This window comes from Aliikangiella litoralis, assembly GCF_052495765.1.
Genome location: NZ_CP199292.1, coordinates 3,721,982 through 3,738,131 on the forward strand (window position 1 = coordinate 3,721,982; position 16,150 = coordinate 3,738,131).

3 protein-coding genes are annotated in these 16,150 nt (G+C 37.5%); 1 reads left to right on the plus strand and 2 read right to left on the minus strand.

All coding sequences use genetic code 11. From position 1 onward, the window contains the following. Positions 1–3: 3 nt before the first annotated feature. Entirely contained in the window at positions 4–13,329 is a 13,326-nt protein-coding gene (locus ACT5E3_RS15415; RefSeq protein WP_444994436.1) for a putative Ig domain-containing protein, read from the minus strand. A gap of 267 nt (positions 13,330–13,596) precedes the next feature. Between ACT5E3_RS15415 and ACT5E3_RS15420 the strand changes: the two genes are divergently transcribed. Further along, positions 13,597–15,579 carry a VWA domain-containing protein gene (locus ACT5E3_RS15420; protein ID WP_444994437.1) on the plus strand — a complete coding sequence of 661 codons (1,983 nt, stop codon included), beginning with the start codon at positions 13,597–13,599 and terminating at the stop codon, positions 15,577–15,579. Between the two features lie 118 nt (positions 15,580–15,697). On the opposite strand, the gene ACT5E3_RS15425 is transcribed toward ACT5E3_RS15420, so the two are convergent. Next, on the minus strand, positions 15,698–16,147 hold the full coding sequence (locus ACT5E3_RS15425; RefSeq protein ID WP_444994438.1) for a hypothetical protein: 450 nt from the start codon (positions 16,145–16,147) through the stop codon (positions 15,698–15,700). Positions 16,148–16,150 lie beyond the last annotated feature (3 nt).

Sequence of the window (16,150 nt, forward strand, 5' to 3'; positions counted from 1 at the left end):
TACCTATAGTGAATGAACCTTACCATCTCTATCTGTGAAGAAAGAAGGTAATCCAGGAAGTGCAACTGAAATAAAGGTAGGGTCAGCCGCATTAACTTTCGCCGTATTATAGAACTTTTTAATTAAGCGTGCTTGAATTCTTTGCTCTGCAAAACTAACAAGCCTTAATGATACACCTCCCCTAAGGAAAGCTGTTTCACCACCTTCCACAGTAGAACCAAAAGGATATTCATCACAAGTTTGAGTAATTCCTTTAATTCTATTTTTACATGGGTAATATTTATTGTACCAAGCACCAGGCGTTCTTGGTGCGTAATTCAATAAAACAGATGTTGGAGAGTTATTGCTTCCAAATCCCATTTGAGAATCACTGATGTGCGTAGAATGCTCAACCAATTCAAATCCATGACTGAGTATTGGAATACCAAAATCATCTTCTTTCTTTTCATATGCTCTACGAGCAATGGCTGTTAAAAGCCTACTTTTTCCTGATGGTATAGCTACGGCCTGCTTTTGTAGTTGTCTACTAAAAGACCGTTTGAACAAATGGTCTAATGCAATATTTCCAATAGCTATCGTTGTTAAAACTCCTGTAACTTGTGCAGCAGCCATCTGTTCGCCAATAGAAAAATTCCCAGTCGGATCCGTATAACTCACCGGGTCAGCATTCGCATAAAGATACTTATGCAATGTCACTGGGTCATGATTATTACCCATCCAAGTATCCTGTTGCGTAAACCTTCCAATCCCTTGGTTGTAATATCTCGCTCTTAAATAATACTGCCCAAGTGATTCATCAAATTGCTCACCAGTAAACAGATATGCATTCTCAGTACTTCCAGTCTCACTCACAAGATTACCAAACGCATCATACGCATAAGTATCACTTTCATTACCACTCGAATTAGTCAAAGAACGCGTACTACCTAATCCATCATAATGATAATTCCATATCTCACCGGATTTCATCATCGAAAGAAGGTCGTCACCATACGTGTACGATGCAGTTACAGAATCATTAGAATCCATTTCCGCAATCACTTGCGCATAGTCGCGGTTGCTATCGGTCAAGTAATTCGTGGTAACACTCTCTTCTACTTTCTGAGTTCGAATACCATCAATATCATACTGATAACTTGATGTTTTAGTCACACCACTTTCAGTTATTTCAGCACTAATCAACTTCTGACGTGCATCATAAGTATAAGTGGTAATATCACTATCAATGGTTTTAGTTAACGTATTACCATTATCATCATAAGTATAATGCTCTCCCCCTTCTTGTGTTAAACGGTCATTATTATCATAAGTGTAAGCGGTAGTGACTCCGTTTATAATGGATTGAGTGCGATTACCTACTTTATCAAAGGTGTAAGCAGCAGTGTAATTGCCATTGATTGAGTCGATAATATCCTCGTTGGTCAAACGATAAATATCATCATAAGTATAATCACTCACTCGACCATTCAATTCAGTGATTTTTGTTCTTCTACCAGTGGCATGTAACGTATAATCAAACTGACCAATCAAGGTATCGTCAGATTGCTTCTCTTGAATTTGTGTTAAGCGATTCAACTCGTCATACACATAACTCGTGATATTAGCGTTACTGTGAATCACCGATGTTCGATTACCTACTGCATCATATTCATAAGTGGTTTTATTTGCTTCAGAATCAGTAACCGTTTTTAAACGATTTAGCTCATCATAAGTAAAAGTTTCTATGCGAATATCGCCTACCGCGTAAGTCACTTTCAGTTGCGTTTTATTACCCTGGGCATCATAACCATACTCCAGCTTTTTACCATCCGGTTTAGTTTCTGAACTTAAGCGATTAAGCTTGTCATAAGTATAAGTCCAGGTTTCTTCTCCTTTAGTAGCCGTTAAGCGATTACCGACATTATCGTAAGTAAAACTATCAACTGAATTATCTTTAGAATAAATAACTGACGAGACACGATTATTGTTATCATAAACATAAGTCATCACATCGCCATTAAAATCAGTGCGAGTTTTTACATTACCAGCTATATCATAAGTAAACGATTCCACCTGACCTAATGGTAGTGTTCTGGTTAACACCCGCCCCATGTTGTCATATGTCCAACGAGTTACTCGACCTTCCGCATCTGTTTGTGTGAGTTTGTTACCTTGTTCATCATAAGTAAACGAGGTTTCATTCAACAGCGCATCAGTCACTTTTAACAAACGTCCCACGTTGTCATAGGCATAAGTCGTTTTTACCTCAGCCTGGTCAATTGCGCCCGTTTTTCTGTCGGCACCATCGAGTTCGGTTTGAATGGATGAGTCGTCATGATAAACCGTGGCCACTTTACGACTAAGTACATCATAGGTATAAGTAGTTTTATGATTTAGTGCATCAGTCTCACTGGTTAAGTTACCTTCATTATCATATATAAAAGTATGTTCATTCAGCAGAGCATCAATCACTTTAGTACGGCGACCTGCTTTGTCATATTCATACTCAGTACGGTTACCATTTGCATCAATATTGGCTTTAACCCGCCCCGCGGCATCATACTCGTTTTGAGTAAAACTATTATCCGCATAAGTCGTTTTAATCACTCGATTGAGCGCATCGTATTCATAACTGGTTGTATTATTATTACGATCGGTTTCGGTTAATTTATTGCCATTTTTATCGTAGGTATAAATTTCTGTAGTGAGATCCGGATAAGTGGTTTTCACTAACTCACCGCGATCGTTATATTCCATTTCTGTACGACGTTCAAAAGCATCAATGGTTGCCACAAGTAAACCACTAGCATCATATTCTGACTTGTGAGTACTACCATCAGGATAAATGGTTTTGGTTAAACGATTATTTTTATCGTACTCATATTCTGTGCGCAAAACCTCCTCTGTACCATCAGCTAAGGTGCGTTTAGTCACTTCTGCCGTTTTATTAAAACGTGCATCAAATTCATAATCAGTACGCACACCATTGGCATCAATTTGACCGGTTGTAATGCCTTTAAACCAATCAAATGGATATTCAGTTTCATTGCCTTCAGCATCAATCGTTTTCTTTAATAAACCTGTGCCAGTAGAAACCAGACCAACATCATGTTGCATATAAACCCAGCTTTCATCAGTCCGTTTAATTGCAGATAAATTACGACCAATATCATATGTGTTTTCAGCCAACACTTTACTTTCACTATCTGTAATTTTTGTTGGCAGATTTAAATCGTTGTACTCATAAAAAACCGTATAACCTGTAGCATCAGTTTCTGATGTCATATTGGCTTTGTCATCATAAGTCCAACTTTGGGTTTCATTTAAGTGATTGGTCCGAGATAACTCAACACCATACTCATTATAAGTATGTGTAGTGGTTTCATTCAGTGCATTCGTTTCACTTAAAATCCAACCATTATCGTCGTACACATAGGTTTGCGGATGACCATTTCTATCTTGAATCGTTTCCACTTTGCCTTCTACATCATGAGTAAACTCAATACGGTTATTATTCGCATCAATGGTCGCCACCAAACGACCTTCATCATTGTATTCATTACGAGTTACTCGTTTTCCACGCGGATCAATAATGTCTTCTAAATAATGATCTTGAATGTAGGTGTAACGCGTTGTATTACCTTCCGGATCAATCACCGCTTTTAAATCGCCGCTGGACGAGTATTGATATTCAAACTTAGAATCATCAGGCAGTATCATAAAGCGAATTCGGCCTTCAGCATCCCGCTCAAATGTCACACCAATTCCTGTGTTATGGATCACGCCACTAACACTATAATCCAGATAATTGGTATTAGGCTCTTTAACCTGCAACACACCATTTTTTTGGTGCAGTAAATACTCCATGCCCTCTTTAGTGGTTAATTTATAATTGGTTGGATTCACTGGCCCTTCTTCGCCAGGATCTACAACATTGCCATTAACCACTCGCAACAAGCCATAATCTAACTGTTCTAATGTTGATGTTGTTCCTTCAATCGGTTCAAATCCTAATTCCAAATATTCGGTCGCGATGAGTATCTGGCATTCCTGTTTTGCTTTAACACGGAACTTTTCAATGTCACCATCAGGTAAACGTACCGTCACAATCGGAGAACCATTTGGTTCAATACACCATTCACCAAAGGTTGCATTGTTGTATTCGTTAATACTCCATCCCCAACCCGGTACTTGGTTTTCTTGCACTAACACATTTTGATAATCAACACTCCAGCCTTTACCAAAATCTAAATTTTGTTTACGGCGACGGGTATCATAAGTTCTTGTTACTCTAACAGGCACACCTGCTACTGGAATGTTCACTTCTTCAAACGTAATGGAGAAATGCCCTAGCTTCATTTCACCTTCTATAGAAACAGTGGTGATCACTTTATTAATTTGACCATTTAAATCGATGGCTTCTAAATAAACATCATGTAATCCATTCATTAACAAAGTCGGATCTAAAGTAGCGACTTCCGCTTCTGTCACCGCAGTGGTACTTTCTAAAATCAAATGAACATCATCCCACGACTGTGGATTGGAATCATGCTCAGCTACACCAATGCGGTAATAAGCTAAATTATCATCTTGGACTGTTACCGAAATGGGAACAGGCTTCGTAATCACTTGATCAAGTGTAGGCGAGTGAATTTGAATCACTGGTGCATCGGTATCATCTGCATCACCCACTGAAATATATTTTTCAATAGTAATCGTTGACTCACCATCGGTCAGTTCAACTTCTACAGGAAATAAACCTTTTTGCGCACTTGTCCATTGAGTTTTGAAATCATCACCTAATTCAACCACTACATTATTAATTTTAGCCGTTGCTTGATAATAACCTGTGCCACCATAAGGTAAAACTTGCACTTCAATGGTTTCATTCACTTGAGCAAATTCAGGTGTGAGTAATATGCCTCCTTCTAGTGGTAACAGTTCTTCGTAAACTGTTAAAGTATAACTTTGTGATGCAAAGCTTTGGCCGTCAGATACTTCAATTCTAATCGGGAATTCACCAACTTGAGTCTCAGTAATGGGCCAATTCACTAAACCGCTTGCATCAACCGTCATGCCTGTTGGCGCTTGGGTTAATTGATAAGTTAATACATCCCCATCAATATCTTGCGCAACCACTTGATAAGAGTAGCTTGTCTGTAATGAATCATTGGTTTGTGGCAGGCTTAATATTTGTGGAATATTATTTTCTGCGGCATAACGGACAGCTAATGAATAGGTTTGTATTGCCTCTCCCCCTTCACTATCGGTTGCTTTGACCTGGACATTATGGATACCTGCATCATCAACACCAGCAGTCCAACTGACTTGGCCAGACAAACTATCAATGCTCATATTGGTTGGTGCTTGAACTAATGAATAAGTAATCACATGGTTATCAGCATCAGTTGCTTGCGCTGTATAGTTATAAACTGCATCAACTTGAGTTGTTATCACTGGTGTTGAAGTAAAAATTGGTAAATGGTTATCAACCACTACAACACTGAATACTTGACTAACAGAAGCAGCATTAGTATCACTAACTTTCACATGAACCGAGTGAGAGCCTAAATCAGTAGAAGTGGTTGGCCACTGAATTAAACCAGACTGCGCATCAATTATCATTGCAGCAGGTGCTTGGACGAGTTGATAAGTTAATTCATCACCATCGGCATCTTGTGCACTGACTGGATATTGATAAGTTTGGTTTTGTAATACTTCATAAACAGGTATTGATGTAATTTGAGGTGGTTGATTGATTTGAATTGCCATCACTACCAAATCAAATGTTTGTGAAGCATGTAAACCGAAACTATCTGTTACCTTAACAGTAATGGAATGAGTACCTACATTGTTATTATTTGTTTGCCATTTGACGGAACCATTGACGTCAATATTCATACCTGCTGGTGCATTTTCTAATTGATAAGAAATTAGATCACTATCAGGATCATTGGCAACAATAATATATTCAAATTCGTTACCAGCAGTAACCAATTGATTCGGCGTTGAAGTAATCTCTGGCGGTTTATTACCTGCGGGATTCACATTAATATTAAATGTTTGAACCACATAACCACCACGACCATCATTTGCTTCTATTTCAATAGGGTAAACACCTAATTCAGATTGTAACGGCGTCCAGGTTATCGTGTTGTCGGCAAAAGACACATTCGTTGGTGCATTTTTTAAAGTTAAAACGACACTGTCACCATCGGCATCATCGACTTCAACTAAATAGCGATAAGATTCACCAATAGCAACATTAGTGACTGGTGTTGAAGTAAACACAGGAATTGAATTCCCCGCTTGCATCACCGATAAAGTATAAGTCTGCTCGGCAAATGCACCATGCTCATCTTCTACTCGTAAAGTCGTTGTGTGTTGTCCAACATCATTAATTGTTGGTGTCCATGAAACGATATTAGTAGCAGTATCAAAAGTCATCCCTGTTGGTGCATCAATCAAACTTAAGGTTAATACATGATTTTCTGGATCGGTTGCTTTGACTTGATAAGTATAAGTTTCGCTAGCCGTTGTATATTTTTCTGGTATTGAATAAATAAATGGCTTGGCATTTTCATAATCTGATACCACTAATACAGCAAATGTACTAGATGTTCTTGCTCCTTGCGCATCTTCCGCCCACAACATATAGTCATGACGACCTAACTGTTCAATTGTTGGCGTCCATTCAACTCTAGCTCTACCTCTTTCGTTATGTACAGTCATGCCATCTGGACTATATCTTAAACCAAAGGTACGAGGTTCATCTCTGTAAGCGGATAGAAGAAAATCATATTGAAATAAATCTCCTGCTTTAATTACTGTTGGTGGATCTCCAACAACTTCAACATAAGTATTATTCCAGCTCTCATCCACAGTAATTGTAAAATCTTTTTTAACTTCGTTTCCTTGCCTATCTTCTGTAATAACACTAAATGAATAATCACCAACTGCTAGTTGAGTAGTTTCCCAATTTAAAGTTCCAGCTAACAGACTTATTCTCATTCCTTCTGGTGGATTTTCAATTCGGTAGTGAACTTCATCACCTTTATCAACAGTCAATAAATTAACTTGCGCTTCTAAAAAATCATTCTGATTAATATTCGTAGGTAGCTCAATACTAAAATCAGGCTCCGTTGTTTTAGGTAAAACAGACACATAGTAATACTGTGAATCAGTTGCAGAATTTTGATCTTCAACACTGACACCAATAGCATGTAGAATGACTTCATTATTGTCTGTATCACATTCATCCGTACCATTAGTATCGACAACCACTCTGATCGTTTTTGTTTTATCAATCGCATAAAAATCAAACAAGACTTCTTTACTAGCATCTTTGCTTAAGTTAGTAATTGTTTTTGTTTGAACAAGAATGTTACTTTGATAAATTGAAACTGATATATCACCAACAAATTTTCTAGTTCCTGAATTCAGAAGGTTAAAAGATAACTTATCTTCTTTAATAGAATAAGATTGAATCTGTAAATCAACTTGTCTTAAATCTTCTGTTACAGGATTAACTCGAGTTTTAATATTGGTCCAGTCGGTAATTGGACGACGAGGAACACTCCCATCATCATTAATCATTTCTGCAACATATGAATGATTATTCCATATTTTCCGAGTTGCAGGCCAACGGTTAAATTTATCTTGATAGGCTACATAGCCGCCACTTCGATAAGCGACTATGTTAGCGTGTCCATCTCCATTCACATCGACAATAATAGGATATTCGGCTTGTGTATAAGTACCATGCTGAACTCTTTGATCATAGGCATAAATACCATCATAATGATGCAGATATTCATGATCTATATGAATGACATTGTCTTTACCCATTCCATAAAAATCAAACCCTGACGATCCTGCAAATCCAGAACCATCACCAAACCTTCCAAAATGAGACCATAATTTATTTTGTTTTTCATCACGAAGAACATAAGCATTTCCTGCACCATAGCCTACTTCTAATCCTTTTTTACCATCAACATTACCTATAAAAGGAGCTCCACCTTTCCAAGTGGGGTACTCATGATTAAAATACCGACTTAATATCCCATCATGATCAAATACGTGAGTTGCAACATTACCACCAACGGCAAAAAACTCAGGATAAGGATCATCATCCATATTCATTACACCATTCATCGATGCCATACCTCTATAAGCATCATGATACTGATCGGCTAAATCCATTCGAATACTACCATCATGGTTCGATATTTTTTGTCCACTAATTACTTCTTGGTAACCATCTAAATCAATATCTGCAATTAACGGATATCCCCCACCTTCATTTAATCGCAAATATTTTCCCTGGTTATCAAAAATAAGATTATCTAAAAATAATTCAGGACTTCCATCAGCATCTAAATCAGCAATTTGAATTCGATAATGTTTACCTAACCCATTAACTTTTACCGGCTCACTTTCCCACTTAAGCGTACCATCATTATTGATTGCAATAAGCTGTAGAAAATACTCATAAGTATTAGTATCCGGATCATGAACAGAATAACCGTGAACAGTTAAAACATCTACTCGCTTATCATTATCAATATCTGCAATTGCAGGAGCGGCTCCTCGAAATCCTTTAGTACCATATACCCAGTAAGTTTGCCCTGTTTTTCCATTCAGTGCATAAATCTGCCCACCACCTGAAATTTTAGTTAAAACAACCACAGTCGGAATATCATCGGGATCAGAAATACCATTACCATTAGTATCCACTAAAGGCCCAACAACAGGTACAGTTACATCCGATGGTATTTTTGCCTCCCACATTAATATAGGCTCAAACTTCTCATCCGGCACCGCCAACTTACGACACATTTTCCCTGTGTACACACCATAATTCGCTTCCGCTTCTGTCGGCGTCCAATCAATAACACCTGTTTCTGAATTGATTGTCATCCCATCCATTGGCTTAACTAATTTATAAGTCAACACATCATTTTGATTTTCATCTGTCGCATCAACATCGTATTGATACAAAGTATCTTGTGTTGCAACGTCAATCGGCGTAGAAATAATTTTAGGCGCACGATTTTCATCAACAACATTAACAATTAAATCAACGTCAGTATGGTTGCTTGATAAATCAGTCACACGAACTTGAATAATTTTTTCACCAACATCCGATACAGTTGGCGTCCAGATTAATTCACCACTGGTAGACACAGCAACACCAGCAGGACCAGTTAACAATTGATAACTTTGCGTATCACCTAAATCTTTATCTGTAGCAACAATTTGATGAACCAATTGATTACCTAATAAAACTTCCACAGGTTCATTAACAACCTCAGGAGCATGACTAGAAACTACATTTAATAAATAAGTTTGACTATCACTCGCCGACTGCGTATCCATCACATTAACATCAACAATCAAAGCATGATGTAAATTATTATTTTCAAAACACTCTGCATTCGCACTAGTTTCATCTAAAACCATATAGACTTCATGATTAACAAAATCACCAGGATTAAAATCGTATAGCAAAGTAATTACTTGCCCTGCATCAATTTCATCTACATTAAGAGTCGTTAATGGCAATATTTGCGCGTCAGGCTTTTGTGCAAATATCTGAATATTAGATGCGGCAGAACGTGCTACACCACGATTTAATACTTTAATATTAATTTGATTGTTAACTAATAAAGTTTCAGTAACAATTAAATCACTCGCAGTCCATTTTTCATTAGGTAGTGCTTGAGAAAATGCCCCTTGAATATCACTCACACATTGATTAGTAACATCATAATTATAATCATCTACTTTTCGCTCAGCTAACCAGTTAATCAAACCAGTAGCAGGATTAATCAATAAACCATAGACTGAATGCTCTAAAGAATAAGTTAAAACATCACCATCAATATCGGTTGCTCCTACTTGATATTGATAAACTTGATCATTGATTACCTGAGTAACAGGCTGTGAAATAATTTGAGGGGCATTATTTTCTGGTGACTCTGAAACCTGAATAGAAAATGCTTGTTCATCAAAAGCCCCTTGAAGATCTTTCACTCGAACTTTAACGGCATAGTCGCCAGTGACACCAGGAACCCAACTAATTAAGCCTGAGTTTGAATCTAAGTAAAATCCTGTCGGCGAGTTAATGAGTGAATAAGTTAGTGTTTCATTTTCAGGATCAACCGCTTCAACTTGATAGGCATACAAAGCATTAACCGTAGCAGAATTAACCGACTCAGAAATAATTTCTGGCGCTTGATTACTGCCTGAATTAACCACTAAATTAAACCGCTGTTTCGCAAAACCACCACGTCCATCAGATACTTCAACTTCCACTAAATAACTTCCAACCGTATCAGGCATCCAACTAACTACACCTGAAATAGTGCTAATATTCATCCCTGCTGGCGCTTGAGTTAATTGATAACCTAAAACATCATTATCAGCATCGCTAGCCATTACAGAATAAGTATAAGCTTGATTAGTTTGTGTGGTTTTAATCGGCGTAGAAGTAATCACTGGTGACTGATTATTTTGGCTACCTACCGTTAAAGTATAAGTCTGAAAATCTTCACCACCTTTACCATCATTGACCGATACGGTAATTAAATGGGCACCACGATCAGAATCTTGTGGAGTCCAGGTTAAAGCACCAGAAACAGCACTAACAACAATACCAGTCGGCCCATCCACTAACGTATAAGATAAAACATCATCATCAGCATCAGTTGCATCAATTAAATAACGATAAACACTGGCAGGTTGAGTACTCGTTTTTGGAGAAGAAATAATGCTTGGCGAGTTATTAGCTTGTACTTCAACGGCAATAGTAAAAGTTTGTACATCACTTTCCTCATTTGAATCTGTAGCGCTAACAGTCACCGAATGATTTCCAGACTGACCAACTTGCGGTGTCCAACTGATTAAACCATTCGTTGATAATGCCATACCAACAGGAGCATTGTTTAATGTAAAAGTAATTGCATCATTATCTGGATCGGTCGCTGTTACTTGATAAGCATAATCGGCTAATTCTTGGGCAACTAATACCGGTGTTGAAGTAATAACAGGCGCTTGATTCACATTAGCAACAGTAATGACAAACTCTTGTGTATCAAGCAACCCTTTAATATCGCTTACATATAAAGCAACAGAATGGATCCCTACTTGCCCACTCGATGGCGTCCAACGGATCAACCCTGATGTTGTATCAATTGTCATCCCTGCTGGTTGAGTGGATAGATAAAATGACAAAGTATCATTAGGATCAGGATCGGTCGCATTAACTTGGTATAAGTAAACAGACTCTTCGTTCACAAGCGTAAGCGGCGTACTGGTAATTACTGGTGCTTCATTAACATCATTAACCGTAATATTAAATGACTGAGTATCCGTTAATCCGCCATTGTCGGTTACAACAACAACAACCGAATGTGTCCCAATTTGATTATTGGTAGGAATCCAATTAATCACACCAGTGTCTGTAGAAATTGACATTCCCGCAGGCTTAGTCGTTAAAGCGTAAGTTAAATTATCACTAACATCGGGATCAGTCGCATTAACATCGTAAATATAAGATTGTTTCTCATCAATTTCTGTCAACGGAGTACTAGTAATGAATGGCGCATCATTCACATTACTGACCACTAAATCAAAGTTTTGTGTATCACTTAACCCCATGCTATCAGTTACAACAATCACAATCGGATGAGAACCAATTTGTGCTGTTGATGGCGTCCAATTAATTAAACCGGTACTTGGATCAACAGTCATTCCATCAGGCAAACTTGTTGCACTATAAGTCAAGGTATCATTTACATCTGGATCACTCGCTTCAACCTGATAAATATAGACACTGTTTTCATTAGCAACTTCTATTGGCGTACTCGTTATTGCGGGCGCTTCGTTAATGTCATTTACCACTAAGTTAAAACTTTGAGAGTCAGTCAGACCACCTGCATCAGTAACAACAACATTGACTGAGTGACTGCCTATTTGTAAGCTCGTTGGAATCCAATTAATTAAACCAGAAACGGAAATAGTCATCCCTTCTGGTAAAATCGTTGCACTATAGGTTAGTGTGTCATTAACATCAGGATCAGTTGCATTAACCTGATAAGTATACTGCTGCTTTTCATCTACAGTTAAAACAGGTGAGCTGGTAATTGAAGGCGCCTGGTTAGGATTATCAGCTGAAATAACATTTAATGTCACAACCGAGCGATTAGAAAATTGATTACTCGCACTCACCGAAAATTCAAATGTGTCAATCCCAACAAAATTTTCATCTGGCGTATAGGTATAATAAGGCCCCCACCCTGCTAAAACACCATGCTGAGGTTGCTCACAAATATGATGAGTTAAGTAATCACCATCTGCATCATATGAATTAACTTGAATTTCTACAGCAGTGTTCTGTGTTACATCGTGACTGCTCGCATAAGTCTCTGGAGGTGTATTATAAGCGCTAGGTATCCAGTTAAGTTCTCCATTACTAGTCACTATACCATTAGCAACATCATTTGAAATCGCCCAATCAAAAGATGAATTTAAGCTATCTATTCCGTAAGCATAAGCGGGTATAACACCTCCCATTGTTTTTGAATACCGAACAGGATGCTTCTTTGACAATACAGCTAAATAGTTTTTTGCTTTTAAATGCTGTTCATGCAAACTTTCATTAACTCTGACTTGATTTTCAGCAGAATCAGCCGAATGATTAGCGCTTGTTAATGATGACTCGTTGAAAGCTTTTGATTTTGAATTATTTTTTGACGTTGAATTTTTGCTATTTGATAAATGATTAAACTTAGGCCCATCTAAAATTAATTTAGGGCTTTTACAATGACTAATTCCATGATAAATGAAAGAGATACTTCTTTGACCTGCAGCATCAAAATCAATTAACTCAATATCCGCATAACGCTCAATAGCAAAATGATAACCATTCTTTGATGACTTTACATCTGACCAGACAGGCACTTGAATAACCTGCCCAATTAATCGATGCAATTGGTAATGGATCCCTTCATTAGGCGGTACCGACGTTACTCCTTGAGCCCACAGCAAACCAGAACTACTCGAATTTTTATTAAAGTGAAGGCTGTTAGTTGCCCCCTGATTGGCAAATAATGCTATTTTATAAGGTTGTTCAGTATGAAGTTTATCACCCATTAACCAACTAAAACTTTTCTCACCAACACCAATATCAATTTGACGGTGAAATGAATTTAATTGGGAAGTTTTAATTAAACTAGAAGGAATGGTTAATGGATAAACCTGGCAAGTATTTGACGAATTAGCTGAAACCGAAAAAACAGAAGCAAGCAAAATAACGCTCGCAACAATACGCGATACAAAGTTCATGAGATAAACCCCAAAATAATTCAAAAAACAATATTCAGGGAAGATTTAATACTTGAGAGTACAATGTTTTTATTTTTAGGCACAACTACTGAGATTAACGCTTCCTTGTCAAAATAAGGCAATTCCTTATGGATGCTGAACAACAAGATATCTCAAAAAGAGAACAAATTCAAGGTGGAATAACTAAAAATTATAAATAATAGAAGTTTTTGGACGTTATATGTTGATGTTAAAATAAAAGTCATTGTTAAAGTAAGGACAGTATCCATGAATAAATTACTCACTTTATGTGCTGCAATAATGCTAATAAATATATTTTCTTATTCGCTTAAAGCAGCAGAAGAGCAACAACCCCGACCTAATCAGGCAATTTTAGTACTCGATGCTTCTGGGAGCATGTGGGGGCAAATTGATAAAACCCCTAAAATTAATATTGCCAAAAAAACCTTAAGCCAAATATTACTCGACTGGGATAAAAACACTCCTCTGGGTTTAATCGCTTACGGCCATAATCGAAAAGCAGATTGCTCAGATATTGAAACTTTAATAAAACCTCAAAAAATAAATACAGAAGAATACTTACAAAAAGTGAAATTAATCAGTCCAAAAGGAAAGACTCCATTATCAGCAGCAGTAAAAAAGGCAGCCGATGAATTAGATTATAAAAATAAAAAAGCGACAGTTATATTAATCAGTGACGGCAAAGAAACCTGCCACTTAGATCCCTGTGCAGAAGCAAAAGAGCTTGAAGCAAAGGGCATTGATTTTACAGCACATGTTATTGGTTTCGATATTCCTAAAAATGAAACTGCAGGTTTACGTTGCTTAGCTGGAGAAACTGGTGGTATTTATTTAGAAGCGGCAAACTCAGATGAATTAACTAAAGCCCTTAACAGTGCAAAAGAAATTGTTACCGATAAATCAGTACTAAAAGAAGGGAAAGCCTCTGTTCAAGCACCAACAGAAGTGGTTGCGGGTTCTCATTTTGAAGTGGAGTGGACAGGCCCTAAAAATCGTCTTGACCTTTTAATCATAAAATCACTCGATAATAAAAAAAGTTTTGGTTATAGCTACATTGGCCATGAAGAAAAAAAATCTCCAGCTTCTATACAAGCACCAGAAACACCAGCTTCTTATTATATTTATTATCAGCTACCCGATAAAAGAACATTGGCCAAAACGACAATCAAAGTAATACCAGCCAAAGCAGAGGTATTACCTCCAGCTACCGTTTTAGCAGGGACTAAGTTTGATGTTCAATGGTCAGGTCCACAAAACAGGTTTGATAGCATTAGTCTATTCTCAATAGATGGTAAAAAACAATATAGCTACCAATATATACATAATGAAGATGCCACTTCTCCAACAAGTTTATTTGCTCCCGAAAAACCAGGGCAATATGAAGTACGCTACTATACCTATGGCGCCAATACTTTAGCCAAGCAAACATTTGAAGTGATAGCTGCCACTGCTTCTGTGAAGGCTCCTGCCCAGGTAGTCGCTGGCTCTTCTTTTGAAATCGAGTGGACCGGCCCAAAGAACCGTTTTGATCATGTTGTTATTTTTTCACTCAATGGAAAAAAGAAATATGATTATCAATATGTTCATGACGACGCCACTTCACCCAGTCTACTCACTGCCCCTGAAGCAACCGGCCAATATGAAGTACACTACTATACCTATGGCGCCAATACTTTAGCCAAGCAAACATTTGAAGTGATAGCTGCCACTGCTTCGGTGAAGGCTCCTACCCAGGTAGTCGCTGGCTCTTCTTTTGAAGTCGAGTGGACCGGCCCAAAGAACCGTTTTGATCATGTTGTTATTTTTTCACTCAATGGAAAAAAGAAATATGATTATCAATATGTTCATGACGACGCCACTTCACCCAGTCTACTCACTGCCCCTGAAGCAACCGGCCAGTATGAAGTACACTACTATACCTATGGCGCCAATACTTTAGCCAAGCAAACATTTGAAGTGATAGCTGCCACTGCTTCTGTGAAGGCTCCTGCCCAGGTAATCGCAGGCTCTTCTTTTGAAGTCGAGTGGACCGGCCCACAGAACCGTTTTGATCATGTTATTATTTTTTCACTCAATGGAAAAAAGAAGTATGATTATCAATATGTTCATGACGACGCCACTTCCCCCAGTATTCTCACTGCTCCTGAAGCAGCCGGCCAATATGAAGTACGCTACTATACCTATGGCGAAAATATTCTGGCTAAGCAAAGGATAAAAGTCATCAAGTAATTTAATGAATGTTTTTAGAAAAAATAGCCACTAGTTAGTAGTGGCTATAATCATTAATAATGTCTACTTTATATGATATAAAATAATTAAAATAGTTAACTTAAAACGTATTCAATAATTATTCGTTGATTAGCTTCGAATAATGAAACTCAGAAAAACCTAAACTAAAAAGATACTCTGGCAATGTGTTTTCTCGATCAACATAACGCACAATAACAGACTCCTTGCCTGAAGCTCTTGACCAAATCACGACATCTAAATCCCCCGGATAATTGAGTTTACCCGCTAATATTTCGAAGTCACCTCCTTCAACCTTAGAGCTATTTTTAAAGTAGCTACCATTTAATTTAAGAGCACTCCACTTATATACTCCAGCAGGCAAACTTGCAAAAATATAGTTATATCTTCCTTCAAGTTTCGCCGACTCAAATTTTTGGCCTGTCTCTATATTTTTCAAAAAGAGTATATTATTTTGCACCTCTGAATTAATTCTTAAAAGAACTAACCCTTCATTTTTTTTCAACTTATTATCAAAAACAACTTGCTTAGTTTGAACATTGAAATTCATAGC